The sequence below is a fragment of the Enterobacter sp. 186315 genome (genome assembly GCF_053290175.1).
On sequence record NZ_JBPTTK010000011.1, the window covers coordinates 75342 to 93522 of the forward strand.

Annotated in this window: 19 protein-coding genes; 8 read left to right on the forward strand and 11 right to left on the reverse strand. The window is 60.2% G+C overall.

The genetic code is table 11. The annotated features are described in order from the left end of the window. Window position 1 precedes the first annotated feature (1 nt). From ACSVHP_RS14165 to acpT, 5 genes are read left to right on the forward strand one after another with little or no spacing between them, the layout of a single operon-like run. Window positions 2-1171 (forward strand): beta-ketoacyl-[acyl-carrier-protein] synthase family protein, encoded by a 1170-nt coding sequence (locus ACSVHP_RS14165; protein WP_447552217.1) that lies wholly within the window; start codon window positions 2-4, stop codon window positions 1169-1171. Beyond that, entirely contained in the window at window positions 1168-1641 is a 474-nt protein-coding gene (locus tag ACSVHP_RS14170; protein WP_447552218.1) for an ApeP family dehydratase, read from the forward strand. The genes ACSVHP_RS14165 and ACSVHP_RS14170 overlap by 4 nt, the downstream gene beginning before the upstream one ends. After that, on the forward strand, window positions 1638-2369 hold the full coding sequence (locus tag ACSVHP_RS14175) for a 3-ketoacyl-ACP reductase FabG2 (RefSeq protein ID WP_447552219.1): 732 nt from the start codon (window positions 1638-1640) through the stop codon (window positions 2367-2369). Before ACSVHP_RS14170 ends, ACSVHP_RS14175 begins: the two co-directional genes overlap by 4 nt. Next, the gene (locus tag ACSVHP_RS14180) at window positions 2366-3595 is read left to right on the forward strand and encodes a beta-ketoacyl-ACP synthase (protein ID WP_417316410.1); all 1230 of its coding nucleotides are present in this window, start codon (window positions 2366-2368) and stop codon (window positions 3593-3595) included. Before ACSVHP_RS14175 ends, ACSVHP_RS14180 begins: the two co-directional genes overlap by 4 nt. 2 nt (window positions 3596-3597) lie before the next feature. Then, window positions 3598-4191 (forward strand): 4'-phosphopantetheinyl transferase AcpT, encoded by a 594-nt coding sequence (gene acpT / locus ACSVHP_RS14185; RefSeq protein WP_417316408.1) that lies wholly within the window; start codon window positions 3598-3600, stop codon window positions 4189-4191. Here acpT and arnF read toward each other — a convergent pair. The 8 genes from arnF to ACSVHP_RS14225 form a co-directional block, all read right to left on the reverse strand. Then, window positions 4148-4552 carry a 4-amino-4-deoxy-L-arabinose-phosphoundecaprenol flippase subunit ArnF gene (arnF, locus tag ACSVHP_RS14190; protein WP_447552220.1) on the reverse strand — a complete coding sequence of 135 codons (405 nt, stop codon included), beginning with the start codon at window positions 4550-4552 and terminating at the stop codon, window positions 4148-4150. The genes acpT and arnF overlap by 44 nt on opposite strands. Next, a complete protein-coding gene (gene arnE / locus ACSVHP_RS14195) occupies window positions 4549-4887 on the reverse strand; it encodes a 4-amino-4-deoxy-L-arabinose-phosphoundecaprenol flippase subunit ArnE (RefSeq protein WP_417316404.1) in 339 nt (112 codons plus the stop codon). Before arnE ends, arnF begins: the two co-directional genes overlap by 4 nt. Continuing rightward, window positions 4884-6539, reverse strand: coding sequence for a lipid IV(A) 4-amino-4-deoxy-L-arabinosyltransferase (arnT, locus tag ACSVHP_RS14200; protein WP_447552221.1), 1656 nt, complete (start codon window positions 6537-6539; stop codon window positions 4884-4886). Before arnT ends, arnE begins: the two co-directional genes overlap by 4 nt. Continuing rightward, window positions 6536-7438 carry a 4-deoxy-4-formamido-L-arabinose-phosphoundecaprenol deformylase gene (gene arnD, locus ACSVHP_RS14205; RefSeq protein WP_447552222.1) on the reverse strand — a complete coding sequence of 301 codons (903 nt, stop codon included), beginning with the start codon at window positions 7436-7438 and terminating at the stop codon, window positions 6536-6538. The genes arnT and arnD overlap by 4 nt, the downstream gene beginning before the upstream one ends. Then, complete coding sequence (arnA, locus tag ACSVHP_RS14210; protein WP_447552223.1) at window positions 7435-9417, reverse strand: bifunctional UDP-4-amino-4-deoxy-L-arabinose formyltransferase/UDP-glucuronic acid oxidase ArnA; 1983 nt, start codon at window positions 9415-9417, stop codon at window positions 7435-7437. Before arnA ends, arnD begins: the two co-directional genes overlap by 4 nt. After that, window positions 9414-10397 carry an undecaprenyl-phosphate 4-deoxy-4-formamido-L-arabinose transferase gene (gene arnC / locus ACSVHP_RS14215; RefSeq protein ID WP_447552248.1) on the reverse strand — a complete coding sequence of 328 codons (984 nt, stop codon included), beginning with the start codon at window positions 10395-10397 and terminating at the stop codon, window positions 9414-9416. Before arnC ends, arnA begins: the two co-directional genes overlap by 4 nt. A gap of 1 nt (window position 10398) precedes the next feature. Then, window positions 10399-11538 (reverse strand): UDP-4-amino-4-deoxy-L-arabinose aminotransferase, encoded by a 1140-nt coding sequence (arnB, locus tag ACSVHP_RS14220; protein ID WP_447552224.1) that lies wholly within the window; start codon window positions 11536-11538, stop codon window positions 10399-10401. Window positions 11539-11861: 323 nt separating this feature from the next. Continuing rightward, window positions 11862-12368 carry a phenolic acid decarboxylase gene (locus tag ACSVHP_RS14225; protein ID WP_234675311.1) on the reverse strand — a complete coding sequence of 169 codons (507 nt, stop codon included), beginning with the start codon at window positions 12366-12368 and terminating at the stop codon, window positions 11862-11864. Between the two features lie 99 nt (window positions 12369-12467). Between ACSVHP_RS14225 and ACSVHP_RS14230 the strand changes: the two genes are divergently transcribed. Next, a complete protein-coding gene (locus ACSVHP_RS14230; protein WP_447552225.1) occupies window positions 12468-13349 on the forward strand; it encodes a LysR family transcriptional regulator in 882 nt (293 codons plus the stop codon). 32 nt (window positions 13350-13381) lie between these two features. Beyond that, the gene (locus ACSVHP_RS14235) at window positions 13382-14176 is read left to right on the forward strand and encodes an SDR family NAD(P)-dependent oxidoreductase (protein ID WP_447552226.1); all 795 of its coding nucleotides are present in this window, start codon (window positions 13382-13384) and stop codon (window positions 14174-14176) included. A 5-nt stretch (window positions 14177-14181) separates the two neighbouring features. On the opposite strand, the gene ACSVHP_RS14240 is transcribed toward ACSVHP_RS14235, so the two are convergent. Continuing rightward, entirely contained in the window at window positions 14182-14709 is a 528-nt protein-coding gene (locus ACSVHP_RS14240; RefSeq protein ID WP_447552227.1) for an NlpC/P60 family protein, read from the reverse strand. A 239-nt stretch (window positions 14710-14948) separates the two neighbouring features. Between ACSVHP_RS14240 and ACSVHP_RS14245 the strand changes: the two genes are divergently transcribed. Next, window positions 14949-15608, forward strand: a complete 660-nt coding sequence (locus ACSVHP_RS14245; RefSeq protein WP_417313725.1) for an HAD family hydrolase — start codon at window positions 14949-14951, stop codon at window positions 15606-15608. Window positions 15609-15690: 82 nt separating this feature from the next. Here the strand turns inward: ACSVHP_RS14245 and ACSVHP_RS14250 are convergent, their stop codons facing one another. Then, entirely contained in the window at window positions 15691-16716 is a 1026-nt protein-coding gene (locus ACSVHP_RS14250) for a TerC/Alx family metal homeostasis membrane protein (RefSeq protein ID WP_417313724.1), read from the reverse strand. 101 nt (window positions 16717-16817) lie between these two features. Continuing rightward, window positions 16818-18017: an NAD(P)/FAD-dependent oxidoreductase gene (locus ACSVHP_RS14255; RefSeq protein WP_447552228.1), complete on the reverse strand. Its 1200-nt coding sequence runs from the start codon at window positions 18015-18017 to the stop codon at window positions 16818-16820. Between the last annotated feature and the right edge of the window lie 164 nt (window positions 18018-18181).

Sequence of the window (18181 nt, forward strand, 5' to 3'; positions counted from 1 at the left end):
GATGATCTACATTTCCGCCGTTGGCATGGTCAACGCACTGGGCAACTCGGCTGACGAGATCGCCGCTAACCTCATCGCCGGGCACGCCCCTGGAATGCACCGCCGAAGCGGCTGGCTGCAAGGGATACCGGATGCGGTGCTGGGCGGCGTGGAGGGCGAGCTGCCGCCAATCCCGGACGGCCTGCGCGCGCACCGCACCCGCAACAACCAGCTGCTGCTGGCGGCGCTGGCGCAGATTCAGCCCGCCGTCGACGAGGCTATCGCCCGCGTGGGGCGCGAGCGCGTGGCGGTGGTGCTCGGCACCAGCACCTCCGGGCTGGATGAGGGCGACGAGCACGTGCGCCGCACCCTGAACGGTGAAGCGAGCACGGCGTGGCGGTATCCGCAGCAGGAGCTGGGCGATCCGTCCCGCTTCCTGGCGCACTGGCTTGATCTGGACGGCCCGGCCTATACCCTGTCGACGGCCTGCTCCTCCAGCGCAAGGGCGATAATCAGCGGACGCCGCCTGATTGAAGCCGGTCTGGTGGATATCGCGATTGTCGGCGGTGCGGACACCCTGAGCCGGATGCCGGTCAACGGCTTTAACAGCCTGGAATCGCTCTCCCCGACGCTGTGCGAGCCGTTTGGCCGCGACCGGCAGGGCATTACCATTGGCGAGGCCGCCGCGCTGATGGTGCTGGCCCGCGAGCCCGCGCCCGTTGCGCTGCTCGGTGCAGGGGAATCCAGCGATGCGTACCATATTTCCGCCCCGCATCCGCAGGGCGAAGGGGCGATCCGCGCCATCACCCAGGCGCTGAACGACGCGAACCTGAAGCCGGGCGATATCGGCTACATCAACCTGCACGGCACCGCCACGCCGCTGAACGATCGGATTGAGTCGCAGGTGGTTCACGATCTGTTCGGGGAACACGTACCGTGCAGTTCAACCAAACACCTTACCGGCCACACGCTGGGAGCGGCGGGGATTACCGAGGCGGCGCTAGGCTGGCTGATCCTCACCCGCGACCTGCCGCTGCCGCCGCAGGATTTTTCCCGCTACGCGCCGGACGACACGCTGCCGCCGTGCGGCGTGCTGCATAAGCCTGCGCCGCTGAAAAAGCCCGTCATTTTGTCCAACTCGTTCGCGTTTGGCGGCAACAACGCCAGCATCGTGCTGGGGAGAGCGTCATGAGTTACCTGTCACCCGTTGAATATCTTCCCCACGATGCGCCCATGATGCTGCTGGAGTCCGTCGAGCGCGTCACCGACGAGGGCGCGGTGTGCCGCGTGAGCGTTAACCCGCAGGGCGTGCTGGCCCCGTTTCTGGACGCCAGCGGCGATCTGCCGGGCTGGTACGCGCTGGAGCTGATGGCGCAAACCGTCGGCGTGTGGTCGGGCTGGCATCGTCTGCATAACGGGCAGAGCCACATTGCGCTGGGCATGGTGCTCGGCGCGCGCGAGCTGGTCTGCGCCGACGGGCGATTTGCCGCAGGCAGCACCTTAACCATTAGCGTCAAACTGCTGATGCAGGATGACCGTTTTGGCAGCTTCGAGTGTGCGATTACCGCCGAAGAGGCCACCCTTGCCACGGGCCGCGTCAACACCTTCCAGCCCAGCGCAGAAGAATTAACTTTGCTTTTTAATCAGGGATCTAACGCATGAGTCGTTCCGTACTGGTCACCGGGGCCAGCAAAGGCATTGGCCGGGCCATTGCCTGTCAGCTGGCGGCTGACGGTTTTACCGTTGGCGTGCATTATCACCGCGACGCCGCTGGCGCGCAGGACACGCTGGACGCCATCCTGAAGGCGGGCGGCGCGGGGCGTTTGCTCTCCTTTGACGTGGGCAATCGCGAACAGTGCCGCGAGGTGCTGGAGCAGGAAATCGAAACCCACGGCGCGTGGTACGGCGTAGTCAGCAACGCGGGAATTGCCCGCGACGGCGCGTTCCCGGCGCTCAGCGAAGAGGACTGGGACAGCGTGATCCACACCAACCTCGACAGCTTTTACAACGTCATTCACCCCTGCATTATGCCGATGATTGGCACCCGCAAGGGCGGGCGCATCATCACCTTATCGTCCGTGTCGGGCGTGATGGGCAACCGCGGGCAGGTGAACTACAGCGCGGCGAAAGCGGGCATTATCGGTGCCACCAAAGCGCTGGCGATCGAGCTGGCAAAGCGCAAAATCACCGTTAACTGCATCGCGCCGGGGCTGATTGATACCTGCATGATTGAGATGGAAGAGGCGGCGCTGAAAGAGGCGATGTCCATCATCCCGATGAAGCGTATGGGCCAGGCCGAGGAGGTGGCAGGGCTTGCCAGCTACCTGATGTCGGATATCGCGGGCTATGTCACCCGCCAGGTGATTTCCATTAACGGAGGCATGTTATGACCCGTCGCGTGGCGATCACAGGCATGGGCGGCGTCACGGCGTTTGGCGACGCGTGGCAATCCGTATCGCGCGGGCTGCTGGGATATGAAAACGCGGTGCGCCAGATGCCGGAGTGGCAGGTTTATGACGGCCTGCACACCCTGCTGGGCGCGCCGATTGATGATTTCACGCTGCCCGCGCACTACACCCGCAAGCGTATCCGCTCGATGGGCCGCGTGTCGCTGATGTCCACCCGCGCCACCGAGCTGGCGCTGGAGCAGGCGGGGCTTCTCGGCGACGCGGTGTTAACCAACGGGCAGACCGGTATCGCTTACGGCTCGTCGACGGGCAGCACCGGGCCGGTGAGCGAGTTCGCCACCATGCTTACCGAAAAGCACACCAACAACATCACCGGCACCACCTACGTGCAGATGATGCCGCACACCACGGCGGTCAACACCGGGCTGTTCTTCGGGCTGCGCGGGCGCGTGATCCCGACGTCGAGCGCCTGCACCTCCGGCAGCCAGGCCATTGGCTACGCGTGGGAAGCGATCCGCCACGGCTATCAGACGGTGATGGTCGCGGGCGGCGCGGAAGAGCTGTGCCCGTCGGAAGCGGCGGTGTTCGACACCCTGTTCGCCACCAGCCAGCGCAACGACGCGCCAAAATCTACCCCGGCCCCGTTTGATATCACCCGCGACGGGCTGGTGATTGGCGAAGGGGCAGGCACGCTGGTGCTGGAGGAGCTGGAGCACGCGAAAGCGCGCGGGGCGACTATTTACGGCGAGATTGTCGGCTTTGCGACCAACTGCGACGCGGCGCACATCACCCAGCCGCAGCGCGAAACCATGCAGATTTGTATGGAGCAGTCGCTGGCGATGGCAGGCTTAAGCCCGCTGGATATCGGCTATATTTCGGCCCACGGAACGGCGACGGATCGCGGTGATATTGCCGAAAGCCAGGCCACCGCCGCGATTTACGGCGACAACGTGCCCATCTCGTCGCTGAAAAGCTATTTCGGCCATACCTTAGGGGCGTGCGGGGCGCTGGAGGCGTGGATGAGCCTGCAAATGATGCGTGAGGGCTGGTTCGCGCCAACGCTCAATTTGAGTCAACCTGATGAGCAATGCGGCGCTTTAGATTATATTATGGGGGAAGCCCGTCGGATCGACTGCGAATACCTGCAAAGCAATAACTTCGCGTTTGGCGGCATCAATACTTCACTCATTATCAAACGCTGGGCGTAACTATGTACCAGGTCATACTGGGAAAAATCTCCACCCTGAGCGCGGACCCGCTGGCGTCAACGCTTGCCGACAAGGCACCGCCTGGTGCCCGATACGCCGCCTGGCTCGCCGGCCGGACGCTGCTCGCCAGCGCCCTGTCTCCCGAGCCGCTGCCTGAAATCGTCTTCGGCGAACAGGGCAAACCGGCGTTTGTCGACGCGCATCCTTTCTGGTTCAACCTGAGCCACAGCGGTGACGACATTGCGCTGCTGGTCAGCGATGAAGGCGAAGTGGGGTGCGATATCGAAGTGATCCGCCCGCGCGATAACTGGCAGGCGCTGGCGAACGCGGTGTTTAGCGTGGCGGAACATGAGGAGCTGGAAAGCGAATCCCCCGAGTCGCGGCTGAGCGCCTTCTGGGGGATCTGGACGCGCAAAGAGGCGATTGTGAAGCAGCGCGGCGGCAGCGCCTGGCAGATTGTCAGCATCGACAGCACCGCGCAGGGGCATTCGGTGAGCCAGCTTCAGTTTGGCTCCCTGAGCCTTGCCGTCTGCACCCCTACCCCGTTTACCCTTACCGCTGAGGCGATTTCCCTTCACGGGATGCAGCAGGCCTGAAAATCACCAGCACGCCCAGGATAATGCATCCGACGCCCGCGAGCCCGGTCCAGGAGAAGTTTTCTCCCCAGCCGGGCAGCATAATCGCCGCGCCCCACACCAGAATGTAGCTAATGCTCAACAGCGCGTAGGCCCGGCTCAGCGCCATGCGGTGCAGCGCCAGATACCAGCAGCCCATCGAGGCCGCGTAGCTCATCAGCCCAAGCAGCAGCGCCCCGCTGCCCGGCGCAACGTGCCACAGGGCGAGCGGGAAGGCGAAGCCCTCGCCCACCGGCGGCAGCGTCACCATCGCATAGCGCAGCAGCAGCTGTGCGACGCTGACCAGCACGACGCTGCACAGCGCCCAGAAAACGCCTTTCACAGGCTTCCTCCCAGCAGGACAATCCCGACCATAATCAGCGCGACCCCCAGCCAGTGGTGCGCCGCCACCCTTTCACGCCAGAGGGTTTTCGCCGCCAGCGTCACCCAGACGAAGTTCAGGCTGAGCATCGGATAGGCAATGCCCACCGGCAGGCGCTGCAACACCACCAGCCACACCAGCATCCCCAGGCCCAGCGCCATCAGCGCCAGCCCCAGCCAGAGGGCGATATGCACCCCGCGCCGCCCGTTTTTCGCCGGGCGGGTCGCCTGTTTCTGGCACAGCTGTCCCGCGCAGCTCAGCAGGCTTGCCAGCACCAGCCAGAACCAGGTCATCATTGCGGCAGATACTGCAAGTAGGCCAGACGCCCCTGAATATACAGGCTGTCCGGTTTTGGCAGCTTCAGGCGCTCAAGATCGTCGTTGCTGGACAGCAAAATCACCAGCGAGATGCGCCCCTGCTGGCGATGCGCCGCCAGCCACTGCGGAAAGTCATCTTTGCCGACAAAACGGTCCTGCACGTCCGGGTAGTCCAGCCCGTAGCGCAGCTCGCCGCTCTGCCCGTAGAGCACAATGTCGCTGCGCTTAAGCTCCCACGCCAGCCCGGACGCCACGCCGACGTTGTTGGCCAGCACGTAGCGGCTGGCGACGAGCGGATCGCGCACGGTGTCCACCAGCGACTGCGGCTGTTTGGAATCCACCACCCGGTTTGGAATAGCAAAGCCAATCAGCAGCGCCAGACCGAACGGACAGAGCGCCGCCAGCCACCAGCGCTTCTGGCTCTGGCGCAGCGTAAACCAGCCGACCAGCGCCCAGATAAGAAACGCCACCACCGCGCAGAAGACTTTATACAGCTCGACGGCGGTCCAGACCGGGTGTTTGGTCAGCCCCCACGGCGACACCACCAGCGCCGCCACGACGCCGACCACGCCAAACGCGAGGTTGATCCCGCCGTTGATGCGCAGCACCTTGCCGCTTTTTTCCGCCACGGTGCAGGCGTAGTGCGCCATCAGCATCGCCAGCGGGGCAAAGCACGGCAGGATGTAGGTAGGCAGCTTGCCTTTGGCGATGCTGAAGAACACCAGCGGCATCACCACCCATCCGAGCAGGTACAGACCGCCGCCGTCATTTGCTCGCCCGCGCCAGCCCTGACGCAGCGCGCCCGGCAGCAGCGCCAGCCATGGCAGGCTTCCGGCAATCAGGAACGGCAGGTAGTACCAGAACGGCGCCTTATGCTGGGCGTCGCTCTGGGCGAAGCGCTGAATATGCTCCACCCAGAAGAAGTAGCGCCAGAAGTCCGGCTCGCGCTGGGCAATCGCCAGCCCCCAGGGCAGGACAATCAGCACACAGCTCAGCACCGCCAGCCAGCCGAACAGCAGCACCTCTTTCCAGCGCTTTTGTGCGATCACCCACGGCAGCACGCCAATCACCGGCACGGCGAGAGCGAGGAAGCCTTTGGTCATCACCCCCATGCCGCAGGCCAGCCCCAGCAGCAGATAACCGCCCGCTTTTCCGGCGATAGTTTTCGCCTGCGACGCCAGCCAGAAGCTGCACATCGCCGCCACCAGCCAGAGGGTAATAATCGGATCCAGCACCGCGTAGGTACCAATGCCGTAAACGAGGAACAGGGTCAGAAAAATCACGCCCGAGAGCAGCGCCACGCGCCTGTCGCGCCAGATGCGCCAGGCCAGCCAGATAACCAGCAGCGCCGCCAGCCCGGTGGAGAAAATCGCCCCGGCGCGCACGGCGAAGTTGGTGTGGCCAAACAGCAGCTGCCCGATACTGTTGATCCAGTATCCGGCTATCGGTTTTTCGAAGTAACGCAGTCCCAGAAAATGCGGGACGATCCAGTCCCCGGAGGCCAGCATCTCGCGGCTGATTTCCGCGTAGCGGGTTTCGTCCGGCTGCCACAGCAGGCGGATATCGACCGGAATAAGGTAATAGACGACAAACAGGGCGAAAAGGCCGACGCCATAACGGGCTGTTTTCATGATTCCGTGCTCAGGATCTGTTGATAACCCAGCCAGCCTTCCCGGCCAGCCATCTCTTTACGGACGATTTTGCCGACGGGCAGCGTGCTGAGATCGTCAGGCAACAGCTCGCTCAGCGGGCAGAATGCAATGCCCTCTTGTGCGGCCATCGTCAGCAGCGCGTCGAAGTCGTGCTGGTACGCGATGCCCTCCACTTCGGCGTGAATGGTGTAAACCGGCGTGCCGCCGTCGCGATGGATTGCGTCCAGAATGTAGCGGTTAAATCCCTCGGCGCTCACCTCGCGCCCGACCACCTCATCCCAGGTGGGAAGCGTGACCGGGATCTGCACGGTGCCCGTGCGGTGTTCGCTCAGCTGGGGCAAAAACGGCCCGTTGCCGCGGCAGTCGCTGTTGTAGCGAAACGCAAACGGCTCTTTGGCCTTCACCACCCGCTGATCCGCGCGCCAGCCCGCCACCGCCGAACACTGCACCGGCTGGCCGGTAATGGCCTCCAGCTCCATCATCCCGCGCTCCACCTCACGGCTGAGGCGGGGAATATCCCAGACGCCCGCCCAGGCCTGCCACGCATGGTGATCCCAGGCGTGCAGCCCCACTTCGTGCAGACGCGCCGCCTCGCGAATAATGGCCTCATTGCCCGCGCCGATGCGCCTGCCCGGCCAGGCGGTGCCGGCCAGCAGAATGTCCCAGCCGTACAGCGATGCCGCGCGCGAGCGCAGCATCTTGAACAGAAAGGCAGGTTTAATCAGGCGCCACAAATGGCGCCCCATGTTGTCGGGACCCACGCTGAAGAAAATACTCGACCGCACTTCATGCTTGCTCAACAGTTCGAGCAGCGTAGGCACGCCGTCACGCGTGCCCCTGAAGGTGTCGACATCTATACGTAAGCCGACTTTTTTCATGATGCCTTTTCCGCCAGCTCCACGGTGCGCAGGAAGAAATCGAGCGTTTCATCGATGGTCTGTTCCATCTTCACCGTCGGCGTCCAGTTCAGGCAGCGTTTCGCGTTGCGGATGCTTGGCTTACGGTGCTCAACGTCCTGATAACCCTTACCATAGTAGCTGCTGCTTTCCACTTCGCGGAACCCGGCGAACGGCGGGAACTGGCTGCGCAGCGGATGGCGCTCGAAGCTGGCCAGCAGCATCTCTGCCAGTTCGCGAATGCTCGCTTCGTTTTCCGGGTTGCCGATGTTGATGATCGCCCCGTTGCAGCGGTTGTCCTTGTTTTCGATGATGCGGAACAGCGCTTCAATGCCGTCGCTGATGTCGGTAAAGCAGCGTTTCTGCTTGCCGCCTTCGATAAGCTTGATTGGCGAGCCTTCCACCAGGTTCAGGATCAGCTGGGTGATGGCGCGCGAGCTGCCGATACGCGCCGCGTTCAGGTTGTCCAGACGCGGGCCCATCCAGTTAAACGGACGGAACAGGGTAAAGCGCAGCCCCTCTTTTTCGCCGTAGGCCCAGATCACGCGGTCGAGCAGCTGTTTAGAGACCGAGTAGATCCAGCGCTGCTTGTTGATCGGTCCCACCACCAGATTGGAGGTGTCTTCGTCGAAGTTGTTGTCGGTACACATGCCGTACACCTCAGAGGTGGACGGGAAGATGATACGCTTATCGTATTTCACGCAGTCGCGGATGATCTTCAGGTTCTCTTCGAAGTCCAGCTCGAACACGCGCAGCGGGTTACGGGTGTATTCAATTGGCGTGGCGATCGCCACCAGCGGCAGCACCACGTCGCATTTTTTAATGTGGTACTCGATCCACTCAGAGTGGATGCTGATATCCCCTTCAACGAAGTGGAAGCGCGGGTTGTTGAGGAAACGGCTGATGGCATCAGAACCGATGTCCAGACCGTAGATTTCGTAGTTGTCGTCTTTAAGCAGACGCTCGGTCAGGTGGTTACCGATAAAGCCGTTTACGCCGAGGATCAGCACGCGGGTGCGGCGTTTAATCGCCACCACCGGGGCGCTGGTGATCAGCGCACCGGCCACCAGACCCAGAGACTGCGCCATCTGCGCGCCCTGCACGTACAGGCCGCTGTCGGTCTGCCCGGTGATAATTTCCAGCGCCTGCTCGCCGCAGCTGACGATCAGCGGAGAAACCGACATCACCGTGCCCGGTTTGGCTGCCGGAACGTCGTCGCGCACGCGGGATTTCCAGACGATAAATTTGCTCACCCCGGCAAAGCTGTACGCCCCCGGCCACGGATCGGTGACCGCGCGCACCAGGTTGTGCAGCTGACGGGCGGGTTTGTTCCAGTCCAGGCGACCGTCTTCCGGCGTGCGGCGGCCAAAGCAGCTGGCCTTGCTTTCATCCTGCGCCGTTTCGGTCACGTTGCCCTGTTTGATGGCGGGCAAGACATCGCGCAGCAGGGCTTTCGCCGCTTCGCAGAGCTTATGGTGCAGTTGCAGCGCGTTTTCATCCGCATCGATAGTCACTTTCTGCTGCGCCAGAATCGCCCCGGCGTCTGCGCGACGCACCATGCGGTGCAGGGTCACGCCGGTTTCGCTTTCGCCGTTTACCAGCACCCAGTTCAGCGGCGCGCGGCCACGGTAGGCGGGCAGCAGAGAGCCGTGCAGGTTAAACGCGCCTTCCGGAGCCAGACGTAAAATGTCGTCGCTCAGCAGGTTGCGATAGTAGAACGAGAAAATCACATCCGGGGCAAGCTGTTGAATACGATCAACCCACAGCGGGTGGTTCACGTCGTCCGGGGCATAGACCGGAATCCCGCGCTCGGCGGCAATGCGCGCCACGGAGCCGAAGAAGTGATTTTCGCCCGCGGTGTCCGGGTGAGTGAAGATTGCAGCGATGTCGTAACCCGCGTCCAGCAGGGCCAGCGTGCCCGCGCACCCCATATCGTGATAGGCAAATACAACAGCTTTCATGGGTGAATTTCCTCTTGAGATGCTTCGTGCTCCTGACGGACAACACGTTGAATAAAGTAGCGCGGACGTGCGCGGACATCGTTATAGATACGGCCTATGTACTCACCGAGCAGGCCCATGCCGATGAACTGGGCGCCGATGAACATGAACAGCACGGCAAAGAGCATAAAGACCCCTTCCGCCGCCCACTGCGGGCCAAAGACCAGGCGCAGCGCGACCAGCAGAACGGAGATCGCAAACCCGGCGAGCGCAATCACGCTGCCGAAGACGCTTAACAGCCGCAGCGGCGTGGTGGTCAGGCAGGTGATCAGGTCATACATCAGGTTAATCAGGCGCATAAAGCTGTACTTCGATTCCCCGTGCTCGCGCTCGGCGTGCAGCACCGGGATCTCCGTCGCTTTGCGGGCGAAGGTGTTCGCCAGGATAGGAATAAAGGTGCTGCGCTCGTGGCAGTGCAGCATGGCGTCGACGATGTGGCGGCGATAGGCGCGCAGCATGCAGCCGTAGTCTCCCATCGCTTTGCCGGTGGTGCGCTGGATCAGGCGGTTAATGGTGCGGGAGGCCAGCTTGCGGAACAGGCTGTCCTGACGGTTCTGACGCACCGTGCCCACCACGTCATAGCCCTCGTCGGCCTTCGCCACCAGGCGCGGGATCTCCTCCGGTGGGTTTTGCAGGTCGGCGTCGAGGGTGATAATCAGATCCCCGGTAACGTGGCTGAACCCGGCCATGATGGCCGAATGCTGGCCGTAGTTACGGTTAAGCAGCACCGCCACCACGTGGCTGCCTTCCGCCTGCGCGACTTCGGTCAGAATCCGCGCGGAGTCATCGCTGCTGCCGTCGTCCACCAGCAGGATTTCATAGGCCTTGCCCAGCGTGTCGCAGGCGGCGGTAGTGCGGCGGATCAGCTCGGGCAGGCTCTCCTGCTCGTTGTAAACGGGAATTACCACAGACACTTTTTGTACAGGCGGCGCGCTGAACATATCAATGTCCTGCAAGCTGATGGAGTGCGGTAATGACGCGGGTTGTGTCGTCATGAGTCATGTCCGGAAAAAGGGGGAGAGAACAAATACGCGCGCTGTTCCATTCAGAATGGGGGAGCGATACATCAGGAAAACGCTCGCGGTAATATTTTTGCGTGTGCGCCGCGCGGAAGTGCAGGCCGGTGCCAATGCCCTTCTCCTTCAGCGCCGCCATCAGGCTGTCGCGGGAGATGCCGCAGCGGGCTTCGTCCACGCGGATGATAAACAGGTGCCAGGCGTGAACGTGCGACCACTCGGGGATGCGCAGCGGCTCAAACGGCGTGTCGGCCAGCTCGCTCAGGTAGCGTTCGGCGATCGCCTGACGGCGTTTATTGGCCTCTTTCAGCTTGCCGAGCTGCACCAGCGCCAGCGCGGCGTTGATATCCGCGAGGTTGTATTTGTAGCCGGGCGTTATGACTTCCGCCTGCGGCGCGCGGCCGTGGGTCTGGCGGTCGTAGGCGTCCACGCCGAGGCCGTGGAACTTCAGGCTGCGGATGCGCTGCGCCAGCGCCTCGTCGTCGGTCACCACCAGCCCGCCTTCGGCGCAGGTCATGTTTTTGATGGCATGGAACGAGAAGATAGCCGTACCCTGCCAGCCAACGTGGCGGTCTTTGTAATAAGTGCCTGCCGCGTGGGCCGCGTCTTCAATCACCGGAATGCCGTGACGTTTGCCGAGGGCGCGGATGGCATCGATATCGCAAGGCGCACCGGCGTAATGGACGGGAACGATGGCTTTGGTGCGCGGCGTGATGGCGGCTTCGATGGCCTCTGGCGTCACCATCAGCGTGTCTTTATCGACGTCGATCATCACCGGCGTGGCGCCCAGCAGCACAATCATGTTGAGCGTCGAAACCCAGGTCAGCGAGGGGGTGATCACTTCGTCGCCGTGACCAATGCCCATCGCCATCAGGGTGACGTGCATCCCTGCCGTGGCCGAGCACACCGCAATCGCGTGACGATTGCCGGTCAGGGTACAAAACGCCTCTTCAAGTGCCTGATTTTTTGGCCCGGTGGTGATCCAGCCAGAGGTAATGACCTCCTGCAACGCGGCTAATTCTTCGCTTCCCATCGAGGGGCGAGAAAAAGGCAGAAAATCACTCATTATTAATTTCCTTGAGATATGAAAGGCAGCTTTTTTATATTAACCAAATGCCGGAGCGTGTATTTCAACGAACCATAAACTCATCACAAGGTAGCGTTCATTTCTTAGGAAAAAATTAAGACAGGGCTGTACTTAATTGTATGCATGCATTTTAATGCATATATAACAGTGGCTTAGCTGATTATGAATTATTTATTATGTGATTTACTTCACTCTCAATTATGTTTTTTCTAAACAGAGCCTCAACAAATAAAAAAATCCCGCCCCATTTCAACGTTAATTGAAACGGGGCGGGAACTTTTCTTTTTAGTTAATTGTCGCGCTTATTTCAGGTTATCTGGAAAGTTTTCTGGTAATTCGCTGGCGGCACAATCAATGACGCTGTCGTTATTTGCCCCGCAGTCGCGCACAAAGGTAATAGTGGCAAACTCATCAATCACTTCGGTTGGGTACGCCGGGCCTGCGTCACGATAGCTGTTCATCAGCGGGATATGATCGTTCTGGAAGCAGACGGTTTTTTCCGGATTGTTCATGATCCAGCGCGGGAAGAAGATAGTCCCGTGGAACAGTTTGTCGCCCAGGTTCACGATCAGGCTGACGTCGGTACCGGTCGGTTCAGTCCAGGAAATTTTGTAGATGCTTTCGCCGACGCGAACGATGTACGCCTGCTGGTCTTTCACCCAACGGTTCCCCACCAGGCCGCTGTGGATACGGTAGTCGAGGGTGTTTTCATTTTTCACGTAAATTTCGTAGTTCCAGCCGTTATCGTAGGTATAAACCAGGTGTTTACCGACGAAGCCGCTCAAATCATGTTTATCAAAGTTGCTCATAATGTGTCTCCTTTGTGTTGATGAACGTATCGTACCCCTTCAAAAAATGAATGAATAACGCTATGTTTGAATCAAATTAATTCAAAATTTAGATATGTCATGCACAAAACAACGCTGGAGCAGTGGTCATTACTGGAACACGTCGTAGAGGCGGGCAGTTTTGCCAAAGCGGCAGAACTTACCAACCGCAGCCAGTCTTCCGTGAGCTACAACCTCGCATTATTGCAGGAGCGCCTGGGCGTCGCGCTGCTGGTGGCGGAAGGACGACGGGCGGTACTGACGCCCGCGGGGGAACTGCTGTTAAATCAGGTGAAACCGCTGCTGAAGGCGTTCGCCTACGTCGAAACGCGCGCCGCGACGCTTAAGAGCGGGATGCGCACCCGCATCGATCTTATGGTAGACAGTATTTTCCCGCGCCGTCGGCTGTTCGCCATTTTAAGAGAATTCCAGCAGCGCTATCCGCAGACCCAGGTGCGCCTCACCGAGGTGCTGGAAAATACCCGCGCCGACGCGCTGAATAACGAGGCCGACGTGATGGTGCTTACCCGTCGCCAGGACATCACCGGCCTCGGCGAGTGGCTGATGAACGTGGATTTCGTTGCCGTCGCCCATCGGGATCATCCCCTGTTTTCGCTCCCCGCCCCATTAAATGAGGAGATGCTGCGCCCCTGGCCGCTCGTTCAGATTGCGGACAGCCAGCAGGCCGCGCGCGCCGCCGGAGAGTCGTGGACCTTCTCGACCATCGACGCCGCGATAGAGGCGGTGATGTATCAGGTGGGCTACGGCTGGCTGCCGGAAGAGCGTATTCAGCCTCAGCTGGAACAGGGCGTGCTGAAAATGCTGCCGCTCGGCCACGGCACGCGCCGCGCCACGCCGCTGCACCTGATCGTGAAGCGCTCCCTCGCCCCGCTCGACGAGCAGGTCGACATCCTGTTGCGCCTCTTTAGCCAGGAGCCGTCATCCCCACCTGCTACGCTTTAAGGTCACAACCTTAAAACGACAAGGAGCAGGCAATGAAAATCGATTTTACGGGGAAAGTCGCGCTGGTCACCGCCTCAACCGGCGGCATTGGTTTTGCCATTGCCCGCGGGCTGGCGGAGAGCGGCGCGGAAGTGATCGTCAACGGGCGCAGCACCGACTCGGTGAATAAAGGTATTCAGCAGCTACAGCAGGTGGTACCGGGCGTGCAGGTTCGCGCCGCCATTGCCGATCTTAGCTCGCAGGAGGGTGTGGATGCGCTGCTGAAGGTTGCGTCAGACGTGGATATTCTGGTGAATAACGCCGGGATCTACGGCCCGCAGGATTTTTACGCCACCGACGATGAGACCTGGGAGCGTTACTGGCAGACCAACGTGATGTCCGGCGTGCGCCTGTCCCGTGCCCTGCTGCCGGGCATGGTGAAAAAAGGCTGGGGGCGCGTGGTGTTTATCTCGTCGGAATCGGCCTGCAATATTCCGGCAGACATGATCCACTACGGCGTGACCAAAACCGCACAGCTTTCGCTGGCGCGCGGGCTGGCAAAATTCGTGGCGGGCAGCGGCGTTACGGTCAACAGCGTGCTGCCGGGGCCAACGATGTCGGACGGTTTTGCCGAGATGATGAAAGACGAAATGGAAAAAACCGGCAAATCGCTGGAAACGCTAGCGAAAGAGTTCGTGATGGCCAATCGCCCAAGCTCGGTTATCCAGCGCGCCGCTACGGTGGAAGAGGTGGCTAACATGGTGGTCTACGTCTGCTCGGCCCAGTCCTCCGCCACCTCTGGCGCAGCGCTGCGCGTCGACGGTGGCGTGGTGGACGACATTATCTAGCCGACTCAGGCCGCACTGCCTGCCACCCGGCGGGCAGTAATAAAGCGCGCCTGCCAGTAATTATCAGCAAGCGTCGACACGGTGACGCCCTGGCTGGTCGAGGCGTGAATAAACTGGCTGTCACCGATATAGACGCCGACGTGACGGCGGTGTGGCCCGGTCTGGAAGAAGACTAAATCGCCCGCTTTCAACCGGTATTGCGCCACCTTAACGCCGCGCTGGATCTGCTCGCCCGTGGTGCGCGGCAGGTTAAGGTGCGCCGCGTCGCTGAACAGATGCTGCATCAGCGCCGAGCAATCCACGCCGTTGTGCGTGGTGCCGCCCCAGCGGTAGTGCGTCCCTTTCCACTTCTGGTATTGATCGAGAATACGCGAGCGCAGCGGGCCGGGATCGTCATGCATCAACGCGCTTTTTGCCGGAGAGATCAATAAGGAACTGTGCTCCGATAACATCGACGGGGGCAGCTGAAAGCTAAAAGCAGAAAACGAGGCAAAGCTTAACGACAGTATTGAAATAAGAAGTCTGTAGTTCATAACGCATCAAAAGCAGTGAGTGAGTTTTTCCTTACGTGTGGAGAACAAGGTTCCCCTGAAATATCTTTCGATGCGGTGATAATATAGACAGCTCACTTTTTACCCAACGTTTATCGAGACCAAAATTGGACTGACGGCCAGGGTCGCAAGATCGATAAAAATATGCACATGTATAAGGACTGTGGTGTTAAAGCGGGTAAACTAATGAACAGAATGTGTATTTCAGCTAAGACCTATTTATGACCAATATGATTGCCGACGAGGCCGTGGCGAAATCCAGCGTGCTCTCCGTCTTTGATTTTGATGGAACTCTGACTCACCACGACAGTTTTATCCCCTTCCTGCGCTTTGCCTTTGGCAAACGTTACTTCGCGGGCCGCCTGGTGCGTATGGCGCTGCCTACGCTCCACTGCGTTCGCCGCAAGCTGACCCGCGACGAGCTGAAAGAGGTGCTGATCAAAACCTTCCTGACGGGCGTCGACGAACGCTGGCTGCGCCAGCAGGCCGAAGCGTTTTGCGAGAAATACTGGACGAAGCTGATGCGCCCGGCGGGCGTGATGGCGGTCGCCGCAGAGGTCAATTCCGGTGCGGAAGTGACCATCTGCTCCGCCTCTCCGGCGCTGGTACTACAGCCCTGGGCCGACAAGCTGGGGATCAAGCTGATTGGTACGCAGCTAGAAGTGAAGGACGGCAAGCTGACCGGACGCATTACCGGACACAACTGCCGCTGTGCGCAGAAGGTCGCAAGGCTTGAGAAGGTGTACGGCAATCTGAACGACTACCACCTGCGCGCCTGGGGCGATACCCGTGGCGATCACGAACTGCTGGCCGCGGCGCAGGATCCGCACTGGCGGCATTTCCACCCGCCGCGCGCGCGCCGGAATTCGCCGATTAAGTAAGTTTATTGCCGGGTGGCGCTGCGCTTACCCGGCCTACGGTTTTCCTGTAGGCCCGGTAAGCGCAGCGCCACCGGGCACTAAATCAGGCCTCTTTCCTGCCCGGGAACATCACGCTCGCAATAATCCCCAGCGCTAATACCCCCAGCACCACAAACAGGCTTGCGGTGGCACCGATGTTATACCCGTGATGCCAGAAGTGATCCGTCGCATTCAGCCCCAGCTTGAACGCCACAAAGAACAGCAGCAGCACGACGGCTTTTTCCAGATGCACCAGATACTGCTTTAGCGCCTCCAGCACAAAATAGAGGGTACGCAGGCCCAGGATCGCGAACATCATCGCGCTGTAGATAATCAGCGGCTCGCGGCTCACGGCGATGATGGCCGGAACCGAGTCGAACGCGAACATAACGTCAGACAGCTCCACCACCGCCACGCACAGCAGCAGCGGCGTAGCGTAGCGCTTCGCTTTCTTCACGCGGCCAACCGTTACGTCCTGGTTTTCCGGCTTTTCAAGCTCCGCATCTACCTCTTTCTGGGTCAGGATAAAAGCGTGGCTGCTGATTTTCGGCCACACCGGATAAAAGCGCTTCACCAGACGATAGGCCAGATGGCCCGAGTAATCTTCGACTTCGTCACTCTCTTCGTTGCGCTTAAGCATCATCACCGCCGTCCAGCCGACGACCAGCGCGAAAATCACCTCAACGTACGGCCCCAGGCTCAGCAGGCTGGTACCAATGGCGACGAAAATGCCGCGGAAGACAATCGCCCCCAGCACGCCCCAGTAGAGCACGCGGTGACGGTACTTATCCGGCACGCCAAACCAGGCGAAGATCGCCATCATCACGAACAGATTATCGACGGAGAGCACCTCTTCCAGCGCATAGCCGGTGAGGAACAGGCTCGCCATCTCCGCACCGTGGTGAATATAGAGGAACCCGGCAAACGCCATCGCCATCATGACCCAGAAAATAGACCATAGCGCGGCGCTTTTCAGCGATATCGGTTTATCGTGACGATGCATAAAGAGGTCGATAAACATCGCCCCTACGGCCATCACCACAAAGACAACAACGGTTTCCGTCGGGAAACCGAGATGAGCAGCAGACATACACAACCCTTTTATAAGACAGAACACTAACCATGCAGACTGGGTTAACCCAGAGGAGAAAAAGAGTGCCCCAGACGACGGCGCACTCTAAAAAATAGATTTTAAACGTTCTTTTCGGCCAGCGCCTGCGCGCACGCCCAGGCGCTTGCCCACGCCCACTGGAAATTATACCCGCCAAGCCAGCCGGTGACGTCCATCACTTCACCGATAAAATAGAGCCCCGGCACGTTGCGCGCTTCCATGGTGCGTGAGGAGAGCTCGTCGGTATCGACTCCGCCGAGGGTCACTTCCGCCGTGCGATACCCTTCCGTGCCGTTAGGCTGAACGCGCCAGTGAGTGAGGGTATCGACCAGCGTCTGCTGCTCTCGGCTGTTGAGCTGCTTAAGGGACACGTCCGGCACTTGTCCCAGCAGTTGCAGACACTCTACCAGGCGCTTCGGCAGCTGCATCGCCAGGGTGTTTTTCAGGCTTTGATTCGGATGGGCAGCGCGCTGCTCGTTGAGGAACGCGTCAAGATCGCACTCCGGCACCAGGTTTACCGTCACGAACTCGCCGGGCTGCCAGTAGCTTGAAATCTGCAACACCGCCGGGCCAGACAGGCCACGGTGGGTGAAGAGCAGGTTTTCGCGGAATACGGTGCCGTCCTCGGCGGTAATCACGGACGGAACGGATACGCCAGAGAGCGTCTGAAGCTGCTCCAGCAGCGGTTTATGCAGCGTGAAAGGCACCAGACCGGCTCGGGTGGGCAGCACCTTCAGGCCAAACTGCTCGGCGATTTTATAGCCAAACGGCGACGCCCCCAGGCCCGGCATCGACAGACCGCCGCTGGCAATGACCAGGCTCGCCGCGCTGACCGTTTCGCCGTTCAGTTGCAGGGTGTAGCCCTGCTCGTCACGCGCGACGTCGAGCACGTCGGTGCGCAGGCGCATCACCACGCCGCCCTTTTCGCATTCGGCCACCAGCATATCGACAATCTGCTGCGCGGAGTCGTCGCAGAACAGCTGCCCGAGCGTTTTTTCATGCCAGGCGATGCCGTGCTTGCCGACCAGGTCGATAAAATCCCACTGGGTATACCGCGCCAGCGCAGATTTGCAAAAATGACGGTTTTGACTCAAATAAGCCGCGGGTTCGACATAAAGATTGGTAAAGTTGCAGCGCCCGCCGCCGGACATCAGGATCTTGCGGCCGGGTTTTTTACCATTATCCAGCAGCAGCACGCGACGACCCGCTTGTCCGGCCATTGCCGCACAAAACATACCCGCCGCACCGGCGCCAATCACAACGGCATCAAACCTTTCCACATCAAAATCCTCTTCGTAAAGTGCGCGGATTGTAAAGTTTCCTATGTGGTCACACCAGCGTAAAAAGATATTACAAAGCCATTCCCTTGAAATTTAAAGAATAAACATTCAGGCATAAATCTCAATTACGGTGGTATGTCAAAAAAAGTCTATATTTCACTTTG